The sequence below is a fragment of the Sphingopyxis sp. H115 genome, assembly GCF_001468465.1.
Lineage (GTDB): Bacteria > Pseudomonadota > Alphaproteobacteria > Sphingomonadales > Sphingomonadaceae > Sphingopyxis.
In genome coordinates this window covers 1-21,246 of record NZ_LNSA01000031.1, presented here as the reverse complement: position 1 = coordinate 21,246, position 21,246 = coordinate 1, and the positions used below count along the sequence as shown (strand labels likewise).

General features: G+C 65.3%; 25 protein-coding genes. 10 read left to right on the top strand and 15 right to left on the bottom strand.

Going from position 1 to position 21,246, the window contains the following annotated elements; genetic code table 11:
* Nucleotides 1-2: 2 nt before the first annotated feature.
* Together ATE71_RS17790 and ATE71_RS17785 are read left to right on the top strand one after the other, a co-directional pair.
* Nucleotides 3-698 (top strand): helix-turn-helix transcriptional regulator, encoded by a 696-nt coding sequence (locus tag ATE71_RS17790; protein WP_058804682.1) that lies wholly within the window; start codon nt 3-5, stop codon nt 696-698.
* A 79-nt stretch (nt 699-777) separates the two neighbouring features.
* Complete coding sequence (locus ATE71_RS17785; protein ID WP_058804681.1) at nt 778-1,182, top strand: GFA family protein; 405 nt, start codon at nt 778-780, stop codon at nt 1,180-1,182.
* Nucleotides 1,183-1,185: 3 nt separating this feature from the next.
* Here the strand turns inward: ATE71_RS17785 and ATE71_RS17780 are convergent, their stop codons facing one another.
* From ATE71_RS17780 to ATE71_RS17765, 4 genes are read right to left on the bottom strand one after another with little or no spacing between them, the layout of a single operon-like run.
* Nucleotides 1,186-1,641 (bottom strand): DMT family transporter, encoded by a 456-nt coding sequence (locus ATE71_RS17780; protein ID WP_058804680.1) that lies wholly within the window; start codon nt 1,639-1,641, stop codon nt 1,186-1,188.
* The gene (locus ATE71_RS17775; protein WP_058804719.1) at nt 1,638-1,865 is read right to left on the bottom strand and encodes a tautomerase family protein; all 228 of its coding nucleotides are present in this window, start codon (nt 1,863-1,865) and stop codon (nt 1,638-1,640) included. Before ATE71_RS17775 ends, ATE71_RS17780 begins: the two co-directional genes overlap by 4 nt.
* Before the next feature lie 2 nt (nt 1,866-1,867).
* Entirely contained in the window at nt 1,868-2,473 is a 606-nt protein-coding gene (locus ATE71_RS17770) for a glutathione S-transferase family protein (RefSeq protein WP_058804679.1), read from the bottom strand.
* A gap of 2 nt (nt 2,474-2,475) precedes the next feature.
* Nucleotides 2,476-3,102 carry a pyridoxamine 5'-phosphate oxidase family protein gene (locus ATE71_RS17765; protein WP_058804678.1) on the bottom strand — a complete coding sequence of 209 codons (627 nt, stop codon included), beginning with the start codon at nt 3,100-3,102 and terminating at the stop codon, nt 2,476-2,478.
* 143 nt (nt 3,103-3,245) lie between these two features.
* Between ATE71_RS17765 and ATE71_RS17760 the strand changes: the two genes are divergently transcribed.
* On the top strand, nt 3,246-4,136 hold the full coding sequence (locus ATE71_RS17760) for a LysR family transcriptional regulator (RefSeq protein ID WP_058804677.1): 891 nt from the start codon (nt 3,246-3,248) through the stop codon (nt 4,134-4,136).
* 100 nt (nt 4,137-4,236) lie between these two features.
* Here the strand turns inward: ATE71_RS17760 and ATE71_RS17755 are convergent, their stop codons facing one another.
* Nucleotides 4,237-5,238 carry a MipA/OmpV family protein gene (locus ATE71_RS17755; RefSeq protein WP_058804676.1) on the bottom strand — a complete coding sequence of 334 codons (1,002 nt, stop codon included), beginning with the start codon at nt 5,236-5,238 and terminating at the stop codon, nt 4,237-4,239.
* A gap of 265 nt (nt 5,239-5,503) precedes the next feature.
* On the opposite strand from ATE71_RS17755, the gene ATE71_RS17750 reads away from it, so the two are divergent.
* From ATE71_RS17750 to ATE71_RS17740, 3 genes are read left to right on the top strand one after another with little or no spacing between them, the layout of a single operon-like run.
* Complete coding sequence (locus ATE71_RS17750) at nt 5,504-5,755, top strand: hypothetical protein (RefSeq protein WP_152998830.1); 252 nt, start codon at nt 5,504-5,506, stop codon at nt 5,753-5,755.
* A gap of 46 nt (nt 5,756-5,801) precedes the next feature.
* Nucleotides 5,802-7,730: a 1-deoxy-D-xylulose-5-phosphate synthase gene (dxs, locus tag ATE71_RS17745; RefSeq protein ID WP_058804674.1), complete on the top strand. Its 1,929-nt coding sequence runs from the start codon at nt 5,802-5,804 to the stop codon at nt 7,728-7,730.
* 32 nt (nt 7,731-7,762) lie between these two features.
* The gene (locus ATE71_RS17740; protein ID WP_058804673.1) at nt 7,763-8,431 is read left to right on the top strand and encodes a hypothetical protein; all 669 of its coding nucleotides are present in this window, start codon (nt 7,763-7,765) and stop codon (nt 8,429-8,431) included.
* A 56-nt stretch (nt 8,432-8,487) separates the two neighbouring features.
* On the opposite strand, the gene ATE71_RS17735 is transcribed toward ATE71_RS17740, so the two are convergent.
* The 9 genes from ATE71_RS17735 to purE form a co-directional block, all read right to left on the bottom strand.
* A complete protein-coding gene (locus ATE71_RS17735) occupies nt 8,488-8,907 on the bottom strand; it encodes a DUF3035 domain-containing protein (RefSeq protein ID WP_058804718.1) in 420 nt (139 codons plus the stop codon).
* Between the two features lie 27 nt (nt 8,908-8,934).
* Nucleotides 8,935-9,456 (bottom strand): signal peptidase II, encoded by a 522-nt coding sequence (lspA, locus tag ATE71_RS17730; RefSeq protein WP_058804672.1) that lies wholly within the window; start codon nt 9,454-9,456, stop codon nt 8,935-8,937.
* Nucleotides 9,453-12,449, bottom strand: a complete 2,997-nt coding sequence (gene ileS, locus ATE71_RS17725; RefSeq protein ID WP_058804671.1) for an isoleucine--tRNA ligase — start codon at nt 12,447-12,449, stop codon at nt 9,453-9,455. Before ileS ends, lspA begins: the two co-directional genes overlap by 4 nt.
* Before the next feature lie 70 nt (nt 12,450-12,519).
* Nucleotides 12,520-13,566, bottom strand: coding sequence for a glycerophosphodiester phosphodiesterase family protein (locus ATE71_RS17720; RefSeq protein WP_058804670.1), 1,047 nt, complete (start codon nt 13,564-13,566; stop codon nt 12,520-12,522).
* 43 nt (nt 13,567-13,609) lie between these two features.
* A complete protein-coding gene (locus tag ATE71_RS17715) occupies nt 13,610-14,539 on the bottom strand; it encodes a bifunctional riboflavin kinase/FAD synthetase (RefSeq protein WP_058804669.1) in 930 nt (309 codons plus the stop codon).
* The gene (locus ATE71_RS17710) at nt 14,536-15,717 is read right to left on the bottom strand and encodes a dipeptidase (protein WP_058804668.1); all 1,182 of its coding nucleotides are present in this window, start codon (nt 15,715-15,717) and stop codon (nt 14,536-14,538) included. Before ATE71_RS17710 ends, ATE71_RS17715 begins: the two co-directional genes overlap by 4 nt.
* Nucleotides 15,718-15,721: 4 nt before the next feature.
* Nucleotides 15,722-16,213 (bottom strand): dihydrofolate reductase, encoded by a 492-nt coding sequence (locus ATE71_RS17705; RefSeq protein ID WP_058804667.1) that lies wholly within the window; start codon nt 16,211-16,213, stop codon nt 15,722-15,724.
* Nucleotides 16,210-17,283 carry a 5-(carboxyamino)imidazole ribonucleotide synthase gene (locus tag ATE71_RS17700; RefSeq protein WP_082665288.1) on the bottom strand — a complete coding sequence of 358 codons (1,074 nt, stop codon included), beginning with the start codon at nt 17,281-17,283 and terminating at the stop codon, nt 16,210-16,212. Before ATE71_RS17700 ends, ATE71_RS17705 begins: the two co-directional genes overlap by 4 nt.
* Before the next feature lie 5 nt (nt 17,284-17,288).
* Entirely contained in the window at nt 17,289-17,786 is a 498-nt protein-coding gene (gene purE / locus ATE71_RS17695) for a 5-(carboxyamino)imidazole ribonucleotide mutase (protein ID WP_058804666.1), read from the bottom strand.
* Between the two features lie 189 nt (nt 17,787-17,975).
* Between purE and ATE71_RS17690 the strand changes: the two genes are divergently transcribed.
* The 4 genes from ATE71_RS17690 (at nt 17,976) to ATE71_RS17675 (ending at nt 20,179) form a co-directional block, all read left to right on the top strand.
* A complete protein-coding gene (locus ATE71_RS17690) occupies nt 17,976-18,620 on the top strand; it encodes a GGDEF domain-containing protein (protein ID WP_058804665.1) in 645 nt (214 codons plus the stop codon).
* 51 nt (nt 18,621-18,671) lie between these two features.
* Nucleotides 18,672-19,001 carry a hypothetical protein gene (locus tag ATE71_RS17685; protein ID WP_058804664.1) on the top strand — a complete coding sequence of 110 codons (330 nt, stop codon included), beginning with the start codon at nt 18,672-18,674 and terminating at the stop codon, nt 18,999-19,001.
* Between the two features lie 32 nt (nt 19,002-19,033).
* Nucleotides 19,034-19,603, top strand: coding sequence for a TMEM165/GDT1 family protein (locus ATE71_RS17680; RefSeq protein ID WP_058804663.1), 570 nt, complete (start codon nt 19,034-19,036; stop codon nt 19,601-19,603).
* A gap of 114 nt (nt 19,604-19,717) precedes the next feature.
* Complete coding sequence (locus ATE71_RS17675; RefSeq protein WP_058804662.1) at nt 19,718-20,179, top strand: Dps family protein; 462 nt, start codon at nt 19,718-19,720, stop codon at nt 20,177-20,179.
* A gap of 287 nt (nt 20,180-20,466) precedes the next feature.
* On the opposite strand, the gene ATE71_RS17670 is transcribed toward ATE71_RS17675, so the two are convergent.
* A partial coding sequence (locus ATE71_RS17670) for a class I adenylate-forming enzyme family protein (RefSeq protein ID WP_152998829.1) occupies nt 20,467-21,246 on the bottom strand: 780 nt, incomplete at its 5' end.

The following is a 21,246-nucleotide window of genomic DNA, read 5'->3' as shown; positions in this document are numbered from 1 at the left end:
TCATGGCGGACAAGACGGCGCGGCTTTTCGCGATCATCGACACGCTGCGCCGCCACCGCCGGCCGGTGACCGCCGACGCGCTTGCGGAGGAACAGGGCGTGTCGGTACGCACGCTCTATCGCGACATCCAGACGCTGATCGCCTTGGGCGCGCCGGTCGAGGGCGAGGCAGGGGTCGGCTATGTGCTGCGCCCCGGCTTCTTCCTGCCACCGCTGATGTTCACGCCTGAGGAACTGGAGGCGTTGGTGCTGGGCGCGCGCTGGGTCGAGGGGCGGCAGGACGGGTCGCTGTCGCGCGCGGCCGGGCAGGCGCTTGCCAAGATCGCCGCAGCGAGCCCCGACGAACTCAAGCGGCGGATCGACGAGGCGGGGCTGTGGCCGGTGAACAGCCGCTGGCGCGAAACCGACGCGCCCCTGCTCGCGACGGTGCGCGAGGCGATGCGCGCCGAGAAGGTGCTGCACATCGACTATGCCGACGAGAAGGGTACGGCGACCGAGCGGTCGATCTGGCCCGCTGCGCTCGCTTATTTCGAGGACAAGCAGATCATCGCGGCCTGGTGCCTGCTGCGGCAGGATTTCCGCAGCTTTCGCATCGACCGCATCGCCGCGGCGCGAATCGGCGACGCGGGGTTCGGGCGGCGGCGCGCGGTGCTGATGGCCGACTGGTGGCGGCGGAACGGATGGGACGACGCCTCCTGACATGATGTGTCAGGGGCGAAGGCTACATCGCTTCGGGTGAAGGGCGCCAAGGACGGCGCCAGCAACCGGAGGATTTGCGATGCTCAAGACCCATCATGGTTCGTGCCACTGCGGCGCGGTCAAGTTCGAAGCCGACCTCGATCTCGAAGCGGGGACGGGCAAGTGCAACTGCTCGATCTGCACTAAGAAAAGGAACTGGAGCGCTCAGATCAAGCCCGAGGCGTTTCGCCTTCTGACCGATCCAGCCGCCTATGGCGATTATCAGTTCGGGTCTAACAGCGCGCATCACATCTTCTGCAAGACGTGCGGCGTCTCCCCCTTCGGCCACGGCTATGTCGAGGAGATCGGCGGCGCCTATTATTCGGTGTCGATCGCGTGCCTCGACGACCTGACTCCTGCGGAGATGGCGGCGCTTCCGGTGACGCATATGGACGGAGCGGGGAATAATTGGTGGAACCCGCCGGCGGTGACGTCGCACATGTAGCGGTCAGCTACGACGTGCGAGATACACGCCCGCGATCATCAGCGCGATCCCCGCGACGCGTTTCAGGTCGATCGCCGAGCGCAGCGCGCCGAACAGGCCGAAATGGTCGATCGTCGCCGCGCTGACGAGCTGGCCGACGAGGACGAAAAAGATCGCGTTGCCGACGCCGAATTTGGGCGCGATGAAGGTCACCGCGATCACATAGAAGGCGACGAATAGCCCGCCGAAATAGAAATGGGCGGGGATGTCGGGGGAGAAGCGGACCTGGCCGACCGATCCGGTGAGCAGGGCGCCGGTCGCCGCGATCAGGAAGGCAAGGCCGAAGAGGATCATCGAGGCGGCCATCGGCGCGCCGAGCCGCGCGCCGAGCCCGCCGTTCAGGGCGGCGAGGATCGGGATGCCGACCCCGGTCAGGAACATGATCGTGGCGAAGGCGGGGGCGGCGTTGTTCGCAGTCATGGCTTTTGCGCTTTCGATTGAGAGGCCTGCAACGCGCGATAGTCGAGAACGGGCAGCCCGCCGATCCCCCAATTTTCGAAATCGACCTCGTCGATCGTGACGACGGTGGTCGCCGGATTCTTGGCCAACACGCGCTCGAGCAGGTCGGTGACACCCGCGATCAGCTCGGCCTTTTGCGCGGGCGTCGCGCCCTCGCGCGTGATGCGGATATTGACATAGGGCATCGTCAAGCTCCTTCGGCCGGCCAGCCCGGCATCGCAGGGAAATCGGGGAGCGCTGCGATCCGGCCGGTCCAGTCGCGGATCGCGGGCCATTGCGCGAGATCGATCCCCCCGTCTGGCGCGAGCGCGAGATAGGGACTTGCGGCAAAATCGGCGATGGTCGGCCGCCCGCCGACGAGCCAGTCGCTACCCGTCAGATGCGCCTCGACCACCGGCAGGATGCGCGCGGTGACCGCGGCCGCGCGCTCGGTATCGACCGACCAGCCGAAAAGCCGTTTGGCGCGGAGCAGCGCGGGACCATTGAAAATCTCGTTCGCCGCGTGCGACAGCCAGACCATGATCGCGCCGCGCTCTTCGGGCGTATGCCCGTCCCAGTCGCCGGGCCGGTGCCGCGCGGCGAGATAGGCGAGGATCGCCTGGCTGTCGCGCAGGATGAAATCGCCTTCGATATAGACGGGAATCTGCGCCATTGGATTGAGCGCGAGGAAGGCGTCGGTCCGGCGCGCGGCGGCGTCGGTCGCCTGCTCGTCCCATTCAAGGCCCAGGAAGGCGAGCGCCATCCGGACCTTGTGCGCATTGCCCGACATTTCGGATGCGTGGAGGCGAATCATCTTCAATCTCCCTCGGGGTTGGCGCGCAAGGCAGCCAGCTCGGCGCGCAGTTGGTTGAGTTCGGCCGCCATCGGACTGATCGCGGCGGAAATTTCGGCCTCGGTGAAGCGCGGGGTGATGTGCTGCGAGCAATTCCATTCCCAGCCGATCACGTCGATGAGAAAGGCGCGCTCGGGGGTCGCGCGATAGCCTTCGGGCATCAGCGCGGTAACCGCGGCGGGATCGTCGGCGAGCTCGATGGTCGCCGCATGGCCGACGAGCTTCAGCCGATCCTTGTTCGGATAATCCATCAGAAACAGCGAGACGCGGTCGTTGCCGTTGACGTTGGCGGTGCTGATATATTGCTTGTTGCCGCGAAAGTCGGCGAAACCGATGCGATTGCCCCTAATATGGCGCAGGAACCCCGCGGGGCCGCCGCGATGCTGCATGTAGGGCCAGCCTTCGGCATTGACGCTCGCCATATAGAAGCTGTCGCGCGCCTCGATGAAGGCGATTTCCTTTTGTGTCAGTAAATCGGGGGTCCCGTCGGCGTTCGCGTCCATCTTGAGATAGGCGGCGCGCGAGCCGTGGCGCTCCTGCTCGGCCTTCACCGCATCGTCGAACAGCGTGTGCCGGTAATTCTGGGCCATGGTGCCGGACCTTTCCTTCAGGGAGCGAACGAAAGCCTTGGGAGAGGGGCGCGGCCTTCGTTCGCCCCCGGTGGATAGTATGTTGCACAGAGGGTGATAATGGCGGAACATCGAACAAGTTAATTCCGAAAAATGGAATAATCATGGACCGATTGCTCACGCTCGAAATGTTCGTCGCGGTTGCGAACGAAGGCGGTTTTGCCGCGGCGGCGCGTAAGCTCGGCAGTTCGCCGCCCGCAGTGACGCGCGGGATCGCAGCACTCGAAGCGCGGCTCGGCACCACGCTTTTTCATCGCTCGACGCGCGCGGTCGCGCTGACCGACGCGGGCGCGGCGTTCCTCGACCGGGCGCGGCGTATCCTGGCGGACCTGGCGGGGGCCGAGCGCGAATTGCGCGGCGCGGTGGCCGAGCCGCGCGGGCAATTGCACCTGACCGCGCCCGTCATGTTCGGACGGTTGCACGTCCTGCCCGTGGTTGGCGACCTGATCGCGCAGCATGGCGAGCTGATGGTGCGGATGATGCTGATCGACCGCAATGTCCGCATCGTCGAAGAAGGGATCGACGTCGCGGTACGGATCGGGCCGCTCGCCGCAACAAGCCTGAAGGCGGTGCGAATCGGTTGGGTGCGCCAGATGCTCGTCGCGAGCCCGGCCTATCTGGCGCGGCGCGGCGCGCCGACGTCGGTCGCCGATCTTTCGGAGCATGATCTGATCGCGGCTATGGGGCCGCGCGCGGCGGGCGAATGGCAATTCGCAAGCGGCCGCTGGCGCGTCGAATCGCGCCCCCGGCTGGTGCTCAACACGGTCGACGGCATCCTGGCGGCGGCCGAGGCAGGGCTCGGGATTGCCAACCTACTGAGCTATCAGCTGAGCGCTGCGGTCGATGCCGGTCGCTTGATTTCGTTGCTGCCGGACGACCAGCCGCCTCAGTTGCCGGTCAATCTGCTCTTCGAACCTTCGCGCGCGGCATTGCCGGCGGTGCGCCTGTTCATCGCCGCGATGAAGGGCCGGATGCGGATGGCGGGGCTGGTTTGAGCGGTGTGAGAAAGGCGCTATGGAGTAGGGAGCGGCCCCTCGTGAACCCCGGCGTTCGCCGGGGTTCATATCTCTAGCGGCCGCAACCGCTCGCCAGCCGTCAGAACTGATACGCCAGGCCTGCGCCGAGCAGCCATTGGTCTGCGCTGCCGGCATCCTTTACGATCGGCGAATCGGCGTAACGATCGCCCATGCGGCCATATTGCGCGCCGCCGAGCAGGACGAAGCCCTTGCGAAGGTCGCCCGACAAGGCATAGGCGCCCGCCATGCCGAGCGTATATTTGCCGATCGTCGTCTTCTGGCCCGCACCGCTGTAGACGGGCAGGCCGCTCGCCGCGCTGCCCAGCGGGTCGATGTCGAAATAATAACGGCCGAAACCCTTGCCATAGACGTTGAACGACGCCGAAATGCCGACGAAGGCTCGTTTCGAGAGCGGGGTGCCGTAATCGATCGTCGGCGACGCGGTCCAGCTGCCGTGCCGGCCCGAAATATCCTTGAGCGCGACGATGCGCAGTCCGAGCTGGTCATAAGCGCTGGTGACGACGCCCGTCTTGGTGACGCCGGTAAACACGCCCATTTCGACCGCCATCTTGCGGTCGGGCAACAGGTCGACGCGCGGATCCTTGACGCTGCCGGTGCGGTCGGCGCGCAGGCTGACGATGGGACCGAATTTCCAGTCGATCTTTTGCCCGCGGCGATGGCGGATCAGGTCGACCTGGAAATTGGTCCCGCGGGTCGAAAAGGAAAAGCCCTCGTACCGGCCGCGCAGGTAAAAGGCGGGCAGGATGCGGCGGTCGTCGGAGCCATTGTAATCGGGGGCGCTGAGTATCCCGCCCGCGACCGCGATATAGTTGCGCGACCATTTGCGGCTTTCGTCGTCGTCGTCGTCGCTCCGCGCACCGGGAAGCAGGATATTTTCGTCGATGTCGCTGCTCTGCATATACCCAGCCGAGGGGGCCTCGGGCGCGCCCGGCAGGCCCGAGCCGCCGGCTTCGGGCAGGTCGTAGGGCAAGGCCGCGTCCTCGGCCGCCGCGGGCGCGGCGGAGACGCCGACGACGGTTAGCAGGAAGGCAAAGGGAATCGAACGCTTCGGGAGAGTCATTCGGAAGAGCGGCATCAAATTGGACATAAACATCCTATGGTCTTGCCCCCTCGTGCCGGGGGTGTAGGTGATCGCCCTGATATTGCAAAGGCTTCGTCTTGCCGAACGGCGCTTTTCCTATCATCGTGCCTCTAATGCACCAGCAATCCCATGCCATACCCGGTCCCCGCGCTGTTGGTTCCGTGCCGTTGGAACGATGCTGCCGCGCGCGGGCTGTCGGCCGCCTGAACATGGTCGGCGCGGCGCCGCCGCCGCGAGCGGCGGCATGAGCCGCGTCCCGCGTTTCGCCGGCTATGTGCTGATGGCGCTCGCGGCCGTGCTCGCGGTCCTGATGCGGCGCAGCGCAATCGGCGATATCGGACCGTTTCCGGTTGCCGCGGTCGCGCTTCTGGTCGGGATGATCGGGGTCATGCTCGTCTTCACTGACCTGATGGTTCGCGGGCTTTATGCCCAGGTCGGCGCTGCCAAGGCGCGCGAAGACGAGGGGCGGGACGGGGAGAAGGAGAGCGACGGCTGAACCCTTTTCGTTCGACACCCCATGCGCTTGGCAGTATGACCGTCCGATGACCGATCGTCCGCATACGCCGCTGCTCGACACGGTGGATGTCCCCGCCGACCTCCGCAAGCTGAAGCCCGAAGACCTCCGCCAGTTCGCCGACGAGCTGCGCGCCGAGATGATCTCGGCCGTCGGCACCACCGGCGGACACCTCGGTTCCGGCCTCGGCGTTGTCGAGCTGACGACCGCGCTTCATTATGTGTTCGACACGCCGCGTGACAAGATCGTGTGGGACGTCGGGCACCAATGCTATCCGCACAAGATCATCACCGGACGCCGCGACCGCATCCGGACGCTGCGCACCGGCGGGGGACTGTCGGGTTTCACCAAGCGCAGCGAGAGCGAATATGACCCGTTCGGTGCCGCGCACAGCTCGACCTCGATCAGCGCGGCGCTCGGTTTCGCGGTCGCGAACAAGCTGACCGGCGCGCCCGGGCGCGCGATCGCGGTGATCGGCGACGGGTCGATGTCGGCGGGCATGGCCTATGAGGCGATGAACAATGCGCAGCAGGCGGGCAACCGGCTGATCGTAATTTTGAACGACAACGACATGTCGATCGCGCCGCCGGTGGGCGGCTTGTCCGCCTATCTCGCCAAGCTCGTATCCTCGCGGCCGTTCGTCGAGCTGCGCGAGATCGCGCGGCGTTTCGCGCGAAAGTTGCCGCAGCCGCTGCACAAGGCAGCCAAAAAGACCGACGAGTTCGCGCGCGGCATGGCGATGGGCGGGACGTTGTTCGAGGAACTCGGCTTTTATTATGTTGGGCCGATCGACGGGCATAATCTGGACCATCTGATTCCCGTGCTTGAAAATGTGCGCGACAGCGAACATGGGCCGGTTCTGATCCACGCGGTGACGATGAAGGGCAAGGGCTACGCCCCCGCCGAGGCCGCCGCTGACAAATATCATGGCGTCCAGAAATTCGACGTCATCACCGGCGAACAGGCGAAGGCGCCGCCGGGACCGCCCGCCTATCAGAATGTTTTTGGTGAAACGCTCGCGAAACTCGCCGATACCGATCCGCGCATCGTCGCGATCACCGCGGCGATGCCTTCGGGCACCGGCGTCGACAAATTCGCCAAGGCGCATCCGACACGCAGCTTCGACGTCGGCATCGCCGAACAGCATGCGGTGACCTTTGCGGCGGGTTTGGCGGCGCAGGGAATGCGGCCGTTCGCGGCGATCTATTCGACCTTCCTCCAGCGCGCCTACGACCAGGTCGTGCACGACGTCGCGATCCAGAATCTGCCGGTACGCTTCGCGATCGACCGCGCGGGGCTCGTCGGCGCCGACGGCTCGACGCACGCGGGGTCGTTCGACGTCACCTATCTGGCGACACTGCCCAATATGGTGGTGATGGCCGCGGCCGACGAGGCCGAGCTCGTCCATATGACATACACCGCCGCCGAATATGACGATGGCCCGATCGCCTTTCGTTATCCGCGCGGCAATGGCACCGGCGTGCCGCTGCCCGAGGTTCCGCAGAAGCTCGAGATCGGCAAGGGGCGCGTCGTTCGCCAGGGCAAGACCGTTGCGATCCTGTCGCTCGGTACACGGCTCGCCGAGGCGCTGAAGGCGGCCGACACGCTGGAAGCCCGTGGGCTGTCGACGAGCGTGATCGACCTGCGCTTCGCCAAGCCGCTCGACGAGGAACTGATCCGCAAGACGCTCGCCGCCCATGAAGTATGTGTGACGATCGAGGAGGGCAGCATCGGCGGATTGGGCGCGCATATACTGACGCTCGCGAGCGACGAGGGGCTGATCGACGCCGGACTGAAGCTGCGCACGATGCGCCTGCCCGACGTCTTCCAAGATCAGGACAAGCCCGAGCTGCAATATGACGCCGCGGGGCTCAACGCGCCGCAGATCGTCGATACCGTGCTGAAGGCGCTGCGCCACAACAGCGCGGGCGTCGAGGAAGCGGGCGCGCGGGCTTAGCTCGAACGCCACGCCGGGGCAGGGGGCACGGCATGGACTTCCTGAAACTCATCCAGCAACTCGACGAGCTTCTGTACGAAGTGATGTCGTGGCTGATCTTTTATCCGGTCACCTTGTGGCGCGCGCTGACACGGCCGCTGAAGATGATGGATTATTCGGAGGCCGAGCTCACAGACCCCGCCGAGCGCCAATATACCGATACGCTGTCGCCGCCCTTGTTCCTGATGCTGACGCTTGTGCTCAGCCATGCGCTCGAACTGTCGCTGGTCGGGCAGAGCGACGTGGTGCTCGCGAAGACGGGGCTCGGCGCGCTGGTCGATGACGATTCGACCTTCATCCTGATGCGCGTCGCCTTTTTCAGCATTTTCCCGCTGGTGATGGCGGCGCGGCTGGTGCGCGCGCGCAACGTCAAGCTCGACCGGACGCCGCTGAAGCCGCCTTTTTACAGCCAATGCTATGTCACCGCACCCTTTGCGCTGATGGTCGGCCTGTCGTCGATCCTGATGCGGTTCAAGACGGTCGAGTGGACGCTCGCGGGCTTCGCGCTGCTGCTGTTCGCGCTGCTCTGGTTCGGGACGTTGCAGATATTCTGGTTCGCCCAGCATCTGCGCGTTTCGCGCTGGCGCGCCGCGCTCCACGCCTCGCGCGCGATGGTCGAAGGACTCGTGGTGTTCGTGCTCGTTTCGCTGGCTTTCATCTGAGCCAAACCAAAACGGCCCGGGATCGCCGGGCCGTTTTCGCACAAATATCGGAAGGCTCAGGCGCCCGGGATCGCCGCCGATGCTTCGCGGCCATCGCCTTCGGGAGCGGCGAGGATGTCGCGGACGACGAGGCCCTTGTCGACGACCTGCGTGCCGGGGCTGCCGACTTCGCTGCGGATGCCAGGGTCGGCGCGTTCGCCGTCGGCACTGCTGATGATCGCGGTTTCATTGGCGCTGCGCGGGGCGGGGCCGCCGAACAGCGCGCGCAGCGTCTGTTCCGCGGTCGTTTCGCCGCCAGGGCGGACCGAGCCGGGTGCCGGCGGGGTCAGCGAAAAGTCGGGCGGCACGACGAGCGGAGCCTGACGCGACACCATCATCTCGTCGGGGCGGTCGCGGCTGAACAGGCTGTTCGACCCGCAGGCCGACAGGGTGGTGGCGACGATCGAGGCAGCCAGGATGGCGGTGGTCCGGTTCACTTTAAACATACTCCCAATGCGCCCCGTTTACTTGGCGGACGGCTTGGCGTCCGCGCTCTCGGCCTTTTCGCCCAAGAGCAACGCGCGCGCAACCAGCAAAAGCACGCCGAGCGTGATGCACGCATCGGCGACGTTGAAGATCATGAAGGGGCGGAAATCGCCGATATGCAGGTCGGCGAAGTCGACGACATAGCCGAAGCGCACGCGATCGACGATATTGCCGAGCGCGCCGCCGAGGATCATCGCGAGCGCGATCACGTCGCCCTTCGCCTGTTCGCGCGTCATCCAGAAGGCGACCGCGGCGGCGACGATCCCCGTCACCGCGACGAGCGTCCAGCGCGTCGTGTCGGTGCAACTTGCGAACATCGACAGCGAAATGCCGCAATTCTCCGCCCAGGTCAGGTTGAAGAAGCCGGTGATTTCGATCTGCCCCTTGGGCTCGAGCGATAGCGGGACGGTGACGATCCATTTGGTGATCTGGTCGAGGATAAAGGCAACCGCGGCGAAGATCAGGCCGAAGCGCAGATAGGGGGAACGGGCGCTGCTCATCCCGCGTCCAATACCGTCTCGCAGCGATTGCACAAGGCGCCGTCGGTCTCGACCTCGGGGAGGTGGCGCCAGCAGCGGCCACATTTGTGGTTTTCGGTGCGGGTGACGTCAACGGCGATCGACATTCCGGCCTGCGATAGCGACGGGTCTATCGGACCGGCAGCTTCGATGCTCGCGACGGACACGATCAGAAATTCCGCCCAGTCGAGGCCGCTCAGAACGGCAAAATTATCATCGTCAATCCGGATTCCGACTTCGGCTTCAAGGCTCGACTTGATGATCTTGTCCCGACGAAGCGGCTCGATTTCTTCATTTACGCGAGCACGAACCGCCCTTGCTGCATTGTAGCGATGGCGCAGCTCGTCGCGTCCCTCGATGACGGGGGAAATCGCCCACTCCAGCAAATGCACGCTGCCCGCCTCCGGATAGCGCGTCCCCCACACTTCCTCGCTGGTGAACACCAGCACCGGCGCGGCGTAGCGGACGAGCGCGTGGAACAGCACGTCGAGCACGCTGCGATAGGCGCGGCGCGTATCGGTGCCGAGCGGCGCGGCGGGGCCGAGGTCGCAGTAGAGGACGTCCTTGCGGATGTCGAAATAGAAGGCCGAGAGGTCCTCGTTGCAGAAATCGGCGAGCAGGCGCGTGTAGCCGTTGAAGTCGAAATCATCGACCGCCCGGTGCATCTTGGCGTCAAGGTCGGCGAGCAGGCTGAGCATGTAACGCTCGAGCTCGGGCATCGCCGCGACGTCGCTGATACGCTCCTCTTCCGTAAACCCGTCGAGCGCGCCGAGCAGGTAGCGGAAGGTGTTGCGCAGCTTGCGATATTGGTCGGCGACGCCTTTGAGGATTTCGTCGCCGATGCGGTGGTCTTCGGTGAAGTCGACGCTCAGCGCCCACAGGCGGATGATGTCGGCGCCGTTGGTTTCCATCACCTTGACCGGATCGGTCGTGTTGCCGAGCGACTTCGACTGTTTGAAGCCCTTGCTGTCCATCGTGAAGCCGTGCGTGAGCACCGCCTTGTACGGCGCTTGGCCGCGCGTGCCGCAGCTTTCGAGCAGCGACGACTGGAACCAGCCGCGATGCTGGTCGCTGCCTTCGAGGTAGAGGTCGGCGCTGTGCGTGCCGCCGTCTTGGCGGACGAGCGCGGGCCATTTGCCGCTTTCGAGCACGAAGGCGTGGGTGCAGCCCGAATCGAACCAGACGTCGAGAATGTCGGTGATGCGTTCGTAATCGGCGGCGTTGTACGCGTCGCCCAGATATTCCTGCGCGCGCGCATCGCTCCACGCATCGACGCCGCCTTCCTTCACCGCATTGACGATGCGGTCGTTGACGAGCGGGTCGTTGAGATATTGGCCGGTCTTGCGGTCGACGAACAAGGTAATCGGCACGCCCCAGGCCCTTTGACGGGACAGCACCCAGTCGGGGCGGTCCTTGACCATGCTGCCGATGCGGTTGCGGCCCTTTTCGGGGACGAAGCGGGTGCGGTCGATCGCGTGCATCGCGGCCTGCCGTAGCGTGGGGGCGTCGCAGAGGCCTTCCTCGGCCGGGTTGATCGCGCCGCCTTCGCTTTCCCAGCGCTGCTCGCGCGGCGCCTTGGGCTCGATATGCGTCATCACCTTGTCCATCGGCACGAACCATTGCGGGGTGCAGCGATAGATGACCTTCGCCTTCGAGCGCCAACTGTGGGGGTAGCTGTGCTTGTAGTCGGCGCTCGCGGCGAGCAGCCCGCCGGATTCGCGCAGGTCGGTGCAGATCGGGCCGTCGGGGGCGTTGAACTTGGGATTGATCACCGAGCCCTGACCGCCGAGCCAGCCCCAGTCGGCGCGATATTTGCCGTCGCCCTCGACCGCGAAGACGGGGTCGATGCCGTTCGCCTTGCACAGGTCGAAGTCGTCCTCGCCATGGTCGGGCGACATATGGACGAGCCCGGTGCCGCTGTCGGTGGTGACGAAATCGCCCGCGAGGAAGGGGCGCGGCCGCGCGAAGAAGCCGCCGAGTGCGTGCATCGGGTGGCGGGCGATGGTGCCGGCAAGGTCGGAGCCTTTGATCGACAATTTGGGCTCGGAAAAGAAGGACGCGCCAAAATCACCGAAGCACTTCTTGAATCGGCTCACGGCATCTTTGACGAGATCCTTGGCGATCAAATACAATCCGGGTTCGCCAATAGCAGGGTTTTCCGCGTGAAAGCTTTCAACCAGCCAATATTCGATGTCCGGACCATAAGCCAAAGCTTGATTGACCGGAATCGTCCACGGCGTCGTCGTCCAGATCACCGCATGCGCGCCGACCAGTTCGGCGATCGGGCTCTCGACGATCTCGAACGCGACGTCGATCTGGGTCGAGACGATATCCTCATATTCGACCTCGGCCTCGGCGAGCGCGGTCTTTTCGACCGGCGACCACATCACCGGCTTGGCGCCGCGATAGAGCATGTCGTTTGCGGCGAACTTCAGCAGTTCGCGCACGATGGTGGCTTCGGCCTCATAATCCATCGTCAGGTACGGGTGGTCCCAGTCGCCGCCGATGCCGAGGCGCTTCAACTGCTCGCGCTGGGTGTCGACCCAATGCTGCGCATAGGCGCGGCATTCGGCGCGGAATTCCTCGACCGGAACCTCGTCCTTGTTCAGCTTCTTCTTGCGATATTGCTCCTCGACCTTCCACTCGATCGGCAGGCCGTGGCAGTCCCAGCCGGGAACGTAGGGCGCGTCCTTGCCCTTCAGCGTCTGGGTGCGGACGACCATGTCCTTCAATATATGGTTGAGCGCATGGCCGATGTGCATGTCGCCATTGGCGTAGGGCGGGCCGTCGTGGAGGATGAACTGGTCGCGGCCCTTGCGGCTTTCGCGAATCTGCCCTTCGAGATTGCTCTCGAGCCATTTCGCCAGAATCAGTGGCTCCTTCTGCGGCAGGCCGGCCTTCATCGGGAAGTCGGTCTTGGGCAGGAAGACGGTGTCGCGGTAATCGCGTGCTTCGGGTGCGGGCGTGTCGGTCATGGTGCGCGGCGCTTAGCGCAGATTCGGGCGGGAGCAAACCTCTCTCCCTCTCCCTTTGAGGGAGAGGGGATTAGCGTTGCCGCGGCCGCAGCGCCGGGCCGACTTCGCGGATATCCTCGACCCAGATATAGCCGTTGAAGCTGGCGGGCACTTTCGCGAGTTGCTGCGCGCTGGTCAGGCCTTCGTTCGACTTGCCCTTTTCATAGGGGCCAAAGACGATGACCTTGGCGCCGACGCTGCCCATGCGCGCGATCAGCCGGTCGGGCCAGCCCCAATAGGCCCATTGATAGTTGATCGGTATCGCGATCACGCCGTTCCGGCAGCTTTCGGGGACGATGCCGGTCCAGCCCCAGGCCACGTAATCTTTCGAGCAGGCCAGCGCCTCGTGCCCGAGGTCGAAGGACCAATTGTCGGGCATCAGCTCGCGCATCCGTTTTACCGGCCCTTCGGCTCCGTAAAAGGCATCGCCGAGCTTCAAGCTGTCGCGGCCCGACGCTTTGAGGATGGCGAACAACTGATCGGCTTCGGCAGCGTCCTTCGACTTGAAGTTGAAGAGGATGGGGTGAACGGGCAGCGCCGCCAGCCCTTCCTCGACCGTGGGCATCTTGCCCACGCCCTTGCCACGCAGCGGGAAAGTCTTGCCGCCGTCGGCGGTATAGCCGTAACCGATGTCGAGCGCCTTCAATTGGGCGAGTGTCAGGTCGCGCGTCGCGCCCGTGCCGTCGGTGCGGCAATCGACGGTCCAGTCGTGGAACAGCACCATGCGCCCGTCCTGCGTCGGCGCGACGTCCACCTCGACCATTGCGGCACCGTTGCCGACCGCCCAGCGCATCGAATCGGGGGTGTTTTCGAACACCTCGTGCGTCGGCGTATAGGCATGGCGGGCGGTGCAGGTGTCGCGACCGAAGGCGGCGCGCTTGTCGTAGAGGTGATGGACGCCGCGGTGCGCGATCAGCTTGGGCTTGCCCACCGGGTCGGGCGCGAGCCAGCTCGCGTTCGACAGGGTGAGCCACGCGACGAGCGCGGCGAAAATCCAGAGCAGGATTTTCGTGCGCCGCTTCATCGGCTTTTGTGGCGGGCCCGCAAGGGCCGCGGCCCAGTCGTCATCGTCGGTCATGATGCCCCTCAAAACCCCTTCCCCCTCCCTCCAAGGAGAGGGGTTATATCTTTGCCAGCAGTCGCTTCGCCTCGTCGCAATCCGCCGCGATCTGCGCCATCAGCGCGTCCATGCTGTCATATTTGGCCTCGGGCCGGATGAAGGTGTGGAAGGCGACGTCGACTTCCTGCCCGTAGAGGTCGCCCGCGAAGTCAAAGAAATGCGGTTCGAGCAGCTCCTTCGGCGGGTCGAAGCTCGGGCGGATGCCGAGATTGGCGGCGCCTTTGAGGATTCGCCCGTCGGGAAGTTTTCCGGTGACGGCGTAGATGCCGTAGCGCGGGCGCAGATACTGCCCCATTTCGAGGTTCGCGGTGGGGAAACCCAGCAGGCGGCCGTTCTTGTCGCCATGCTGGACGATATTGCGCACGGTGAAGGGGCGCGTGAGCAGGCGCGTCGCGGCGGCGCAGTCGCCCGCCTGCAGCGCCTCGCGGATGCGGCTCGACGAGATGACCTCCTCGGCATCGTCGACCGGCGCGACCATTTCGGTGAAGAAGCCGAGGCGGCGGGCGTGGTCGGCGAGGGTAACGACATCGCCGCCGCGGCCCTTGCCGAAGACGAAATCGGCGCCGGTGACGACGCCGGCGGCGCCATAGCGACCGAGCAGCAGTTCGGTGATGAAATCCTCGGCGGTCGTCGCGGCGAGCGCGGCGTCGAACGGCAGCACGAGCATCGCGTCGGCGCCGGCCGCGGCGAACAGCTCCTGTCGTTGATCGAGCGTGGTCAGCCGAAAGGGCGGGACGTCGGGTTTGAAGAAGCGCACCGGGTGCGGGTCGAAGGTCGCGACGATCGCGGGGCGCCCCTCGTCCGTCGCATGGCGCACCGCGCGGCCCACGACCGCCTGGTGCCCGGCGTGGAAACCGTCGAAATTGCCGAGCGCGATCACCCCGCCGCGCAGGGGCCCGTCGATGCGGTTGTGGCCGTCGAGGCGGATCATGGAGCGGGCGGGGTCAGCGGCACGAGCCCCGCCTTGAGTACACGGATCGCGTTGCCGCCCATCGCGGCGCGAATCTCGTCGTCGCTGAAGCCTGCGTCGATCAGCGCCTGCGTCACCTGCACCAGTTTCGACGTATCGAAACGCACGGTGGTGGCGCCGTCATAGTCACTGCCCAGCGCGACATGCTCGATGCCGACGAGGTCGCGGACATGCTTCATCGCCTTCGCGATGCTCGCGGGCGATGTTTCGCACACCGCGGCATCCCAATAGCCGATGCCGATCAGGCCGCCGGTCGCGGCGACGCCCCGGATCTGCGCGTCGGAAAGGTTGCGGTTGACCTTGCAGGTCGCCTGCACGCCGCCGTGGCTCGATACCACCGGGCGGCGCGCCATCTTGAGGATGTCGGCCACGCAGGCGCTGGAGCAGTGCGCGATATCGACGATCATGCCCTTTGCCTCCATCTCGGAAACGACTTGCCGCCCGAACGGGGTGAGCCCGCCCTTCTTCAGCCCGTGCATCGACCCCGCGAGATCATTGTCGAAGAAATGGGTGAGCCCCGCCATGCGGAAGCCCGCGGCGTAGAGCTTGTCGAGGTTGGCGAGCTTGCCTTCGAGGACGTGTAGCCCCTCGATGCTGAGCATCGCGCCGACGGGCGGCACCTTGCCGCGGCGGTCGGCGAGCAATTTGTCGATATCGTCCGGCGCGGCGACGGCGTCCAGCTTGCCCGCCGAAGCGCCGACCGCGCGGTGCAGCTTTTCGGCGTGCCAGAGCGAACGTTCGAGCAGCGAGGTCCAGGTGCGGATCGGCTGGAGCTGGGCGATCACGAGGCTGGTGATATTGTCGGTGTCGGCGCCGTTGGCGTCGTAATTCTGGTCTTTCGGCGACTTGGTCGTGCTCGCCAGCACTTGCAGCGCGACATTGCCATCCTCGAGCCGCGGCAGGTCCATATGGCCGCGTGTCGCGCGATCGAGGATGCTGCGCTTCCACAGCAACGTATCGCTGTGCAGGTCGACGATCGTCAGCGTCCCGTGCAGCGCCTCGGCGCGCGCGCTGACCTTGGGTAGCGGCTTGCCGTCGATCCGGTTGAGATCGCGTTCGATCATCCCCGGCGCGAGCGTGAAAAAGGCGAGCGCGGCGAGTGCGACCAGGATCAGGAGGGCGATCAACCAACGGCGCATCGGCCTATTTCCTCACCAGCGTGACGAAGCTGTACGCCGGGCGGCCGGCCTCGTCGGCGCGATGGTCTTCGCGCGCTGTCTCGCGCCAGTTTGCCGTGGCCGGATAGTCGATGATCGCATCGCCCTTGGGTTCGAGTGCAACTTCGGTCAGTTCGATGCGGTCGGCGAGCGGCAGGAAGAGGCGGTAGATTTCCGCGCCGCCGATCACCATCACATGCGGTGCGTTGGCGAGCTTCAGCGCTTCCTCGATCGTCGCCACCGGCTCGGCGCCCTCGTCCTGCCATTCGGGATCGCGGGTGAGGACGATGTGGCGGCGGCCTTCGAGGATGGCGGGCAGGCTGTCGAAGGTCTTGCGTCCCATGATCATCGGACGGCCCATGGTGAGCTGTTTGAAACGGCGAAGGTCGGCGGGCAGATGCCATGGCATCTTGCCGCCCGCCCCGATCACGCCATTGGCTGCACGGGCAAGGATCAGCGTAATCTCTGGGCGATTCATACGGGCGAAGCTCCGACCCAGGTGGCGTGCCCGAGTTTGCGCCCCTCGCGCACCTCGGTCTTGCTGTAATGATGGACGTGGCAATTTTCGTCGGCGAGCAGCGCCGGGATCTCGGCGATATCGGCGCCGATCAGGTTGCGCATCGTGACGGGCAAGGGCCCGCAAGCTGTGCTGCCGAGCGGCAGGCCGGCGACAGCGCGCACATGATTCTCGAACTGGCTCGTCACCGCGCCCTCGATCGTCCAGTGACCGCTGTTGTGGACACGCGGCGCCATTTCGTTGAACACCGGTCCGCCTTCGGTGGCAAAAAATTCGCCCGTCAGCACCCCGACATAGTCGAGTTCGGCGGCGATGCGCGCCATCAGTTCGCGCGCTTCGGCCTGCTGGTTGGCGACGATCTGCGGCGGCGGTAGGCTGGAGGTGGCGAGGATGCCGTCCTTATGGACGTTGACCGGGCTGTCCCAGAAGCGGATTTCGCCGTCGATGCCGCGCACGAGGATCACCGAAAATTCATGCGCGAACGTGACGAAGCCTTCGAGCACCGCGACGTGGCGATCGATGCCGTCCCACGCGGCGTCAGCGTCGGCTGGCGTCATGATGCGCGCCTGCCCCTTGCCGTCATAGCCCATGCGCACCGTCTTGAGGATCGCGGGGGTGCCGATTGCTGCCAGCGCGGCATCGAGCGCGGCGCGGTCGGGCACGGCGGCGAAGGGGGCGGGGCGGCCGCCAAGGCCGGCGACGAACGTCTTTTCCTCGAGCCGGTCCTGCGCGATCTTCAGGCCCGCGACGCCGGGGCGGACCGCGACATGGCCTGACAGGAAGCGCACCGTGTCGACCGGCACATTTTCGAACTCATAGGTGACGACGTCGCACGTCGCGGCAAAGCCGGCGAGGCGTGGTTCGTCGTCCCACGCCGCCTGCGTGTGATGCGCCGTGACTTCGGCCGCGACGCTTTCGGCTTCGGGGGCGTAGACATGGACCTTGTAACCTAGCTGCGCAGCCGCGAGGCCAAGCATCCGACCAAGCTGGCCGCCGCCGAGGATGCCGATCGTCGAACCGGGAGATAGCAAGATGGTCAGCCCTCGCGAACGGGGGTGGGGGCGACGCTGCCGGTCTGCGCCTCGCGCCAGTCGCCGAGTTTTTGTGCCAGATCGGCGCTATTGTTCGCGAGCAACGCCGCGGCGAAAAGCCCGGCGTTGGTCGCACCCGCCTTGCCGATCGCAAAGGTCGCGACGGGAATGCCGCCGGGCATCTGGACAATTGAATAGAGGCTGTCGACGCCGCTCAGCGCCGCCGACTGGACGGGCACGCCGAGCACCGGAACGCGCGTCATCGCGGCGACCATGCCGGGCAGGTGCGCGGCGCCGCCCGCGCCGGCGATGATCGCCTGCAAACCGCGCTCGGCTGCGCTTTTGGCATAATCGACGAGGCGGTCGGGGGTGCGGTGCGCCGAAACAATCCGGACCTCGTGCGCGATGCCGAAATCTTCGAGTATCTGGACCGCGTGCGCCATCGTCGGCCAGTCCGACTGGCTGCCCATGATCACACCGACTTGCGGCGCACTGTCGCCCATCACCCGTCCCTCCTGCGGGCAGCGATGAATCGCCGCCGCCTTCCCCCTAGCGACTGCACAGCGCGCGGGCAACGGCGCCAATTATGCGTCCGCGCGTTTACCGATTGGTATCAAGTCGCGGCTAGGGTCGCCGGGCAATATCCACCGGCATGGGGCCGGGGAACGTGGGTTCGCATTCGGGGGCGTTGAATGGACAGCGTAGGGGGGGCACGGATCGCGATCGACCAGTTCGGCGCCGTTCCCGTAGACTCCATTGAGGACCAGCTGCGCGAAATACGCCGCGAACGCGACGCCTTGCGCCGCGAGAACCGCGTATTGAAGATTGCCGTCGCCGAGCTCGAGCGTGTGTCCGAGCGCGACACACTGACCCCGCTGTTCAATCGCCGCTATTTCCTGACCGCGATCCACCACCGCATGGCGCGTTTCGAGCGGCATGCCGAGCGCGCCGCGGTCGTCTTTATCGACGTCAACCAGCTCAAATATATCAACGACAATTTCGGCCATGCCGCGGGCGACTTCGCGCTGATGGAAATCGCCAAGCGGCTCGCCGCTTCGATCCGCGCGACCGATGTCGCGGCGCGTATCGGCGGCGACGAATTCGGCCTGATTCTTGACCAGTCGAACGAGGCTGGCGCGCGCGCGCAGGTCGACCGATTGTGCGAGGTGTTGAGCGCCGCTCCTGCCGAATATGACGGGCACGAGATCGCGCTGTCCGCCTGTTTCGGCATCGCGATGCTGCAGACCGGGATGACCGAATCGGACATATTGGCCGCTGCCGACCGCGACATGTATCGCAGCAAGCAGGGGCTGGGTTCGGGCCTCGGTCATCGCTAACCGTCCGTTAACCATAAAGGCGCATCGTCACCGTCAGGACAGGGGTGGACGATGCAAACCCAAACCGAACAATATCAGGACATACGGGACCGGATTACCGGCCAGATCGGCGCGCTGGCGGAAGCCTTGCCGCACTGCGCGCTCGCGCAGCTTGTGCAGGGGATTGACGATATCCGTTGCCTTGCGCGCGACAATGGCTTTGTCGCGGTTGAGACTTTGGCGAGCCATCTGGAATCGGCGGTTGCGGGCGGCGGCTATCGCGCCGCGATCCTGACCTATCTCGACGCGATGAGCGACGCTGCAGGCGCGCCGCGGGGGGCCTTGCCAACCGCGATGCAGGAAGCCTGGCTGGCGTCGGTCGCCGTCCGGCTCGGCCATTGACGGCGGCCGCCTGACCATTCAAATCCGACGTCATGGATGCAATCATGCTTGCGCTGGTGGCGGTGCTGCTCGCCAATGCCGACGGGCGCAGCGGAATATTCCTCTCACGGCTGGTAAGCGCGCGCAGCGACCGGCGCGTCACCGTCGCTATCGCGTTTGGCGCTTTTCTTTTGAACGCGTTGGTCGCGGCGATTGCGGGCGCGATCGCCAACCGGATGATCGGGCAGGGCGTGGCCGCCTTGCTTGTCTCGCTCGCGATGCTGTCGGCGGCGGTCGCGCTGCTGTGGCGCGGCAGGTCCGAGACGGGGCCGGTCGCCGGCGGCGATGCGCCGCCCTTCCTGCTCGCGGGGCAGTTGCTGGCGCGCCAGTTCGGCGACCGGAGCCATTTCCTGATCGGCGCGCTTGCGGCGACTAGCGGCGCGGGGCAATGGGCCGCGGCGGGCGCCTTGGTCGGCTGGACACTGGCGATGCTGCCCTTTCTCGCCTTTGGTCCGGCGCTTGCCCAACGGCGCACGGCGCGCATTCTGTGCTGGCTGAGCGCGCTGGTTCTCGCGATATGGGGGATCCGCACCGGGCTCGGCGCCTTTGGATTAATCGGCTGAAAGGCATATGACCAAGCGTTTCATCGTTTTTATCGATGAAGCTTACCCAAAGCTTCAATGGGAAAGCATCGCGCGGTACCGCTATATGGGCGGTGCAACAGAAAGGATGCTCCCATGTCCGAGAAAAACAACAACGCCCCTGCCGTCGCCGACGCGCTGAACGCGCTGCTCGCCGATAGTTTCGCGCTTTACCTCAAGACGAAAAATTACCATTGGCACGTCCAGGGACCGCGGTTTCGCGAGCTGCACCTATTGTTTGACGAGCAGGCCGCGCAGATTTTCGCGACCACCGACCTGATCGCCGAACGCGTGCGCAAGAATGGCGCGGCAACGCTGCGTTCGATCGGCGACGTCAGCCGCCGCGCTTCGATCCGCGATGATGATGCTGCGGGAACAGATGCAGAGGCGATGATCCGTAACCTGGCGGGCGACAACAAGACCCTGCTCGGCCAGCTGAAAGAGGTGAAGGCGGCCGCCGAAGCCGATGGCGATATTGCGACAAGCGGGTTGGTTGACGGCTGGGCCGATGAAACGCAGCAGCGCATCTGGTTCCTCGAGGCGACGCTGGGCTATTGAGGTTGGCAGTTCCTGTGTCGGAGTTGGGGTAGGAAGTGGACGTCGGTTCCGCCCCCTCGTCACCCCGGACTTGATCCGGGGTCCATGACCTCGACGCCGCGATGGATCCCGGATCAAGTCCGGGATGACGAAGAAACAATGTCCACTTCCGGTCGTTTCCCGACATTTTGCCCGAACGGGAACTCATCTCGGGGAAAAGGGCAAATCTGTCTAAGGTGGGCGACCGTCCGATTGCCCGGCGCAGACCACGCGGGCGCAAACGGGCCAGCTTTCAGATGCAATCGGCATCACGCGGCATAGGCATCCCGCAATTCGCGCTTCAGCACCTTGCCGATCGGGCTGCGCGGCAGTTCGTTTACCACCCTGATCGCGCTCAGGCGCTGGGTCTTGCCGACCTTGGCGTTGCAGTCGGTGCGGACGCGTTCCGCATCGACGCCGGGCTTCAGTACGACGAACGCCACCGGCGTCTCGCCCCACTCTTCGCTAGGCATTCCGACAACGGCGGCTTCAACGACGCGATCGTCGGCGATCAATATGGCCTCGAGGTCGCTCGGAAAGATGTTGAAGCCGCCAGAAATGATCATGTCCTTCGCGCGGTCCATAAGCGTTAGGAACCCGTCTTCGTCGATCCGCCCGATGTCGCCGTGGCGATAGAAGAGATTTCCTTCCGCATCGTACCAGTGCATCGCCTTGGTGGCGTCGGGACGGTTGTTGTACCCCGTCATCATCGCGGGGCTACGGCCGACGACCTCGCCAACCGACCCCTGCGGCAGTTCGTTGCCCTCCTCGTCGATCACTTTCGCGATATGCCCCGGCGCGGGCCTGCCGACGGTGTGAAGCTTGTCGGGGAATTGATGCGCTTCGAGGATGAACGCCGCGCCGCCCTCGGTCATCCCGTAAATTTCGACCAGCCCGCCAGGCCAGCGTTGCAGGACATCGGCCTTCAGCGCCGCAGGGAAGGGCGCCGAGGTGCAATATTTGACGACGAAACTCGACAGGTCGAAATCGCCGAAATCGTCGAGCGCCATGATCCGGCGATATTGCACCGGCACCAGCATGCAATTTGT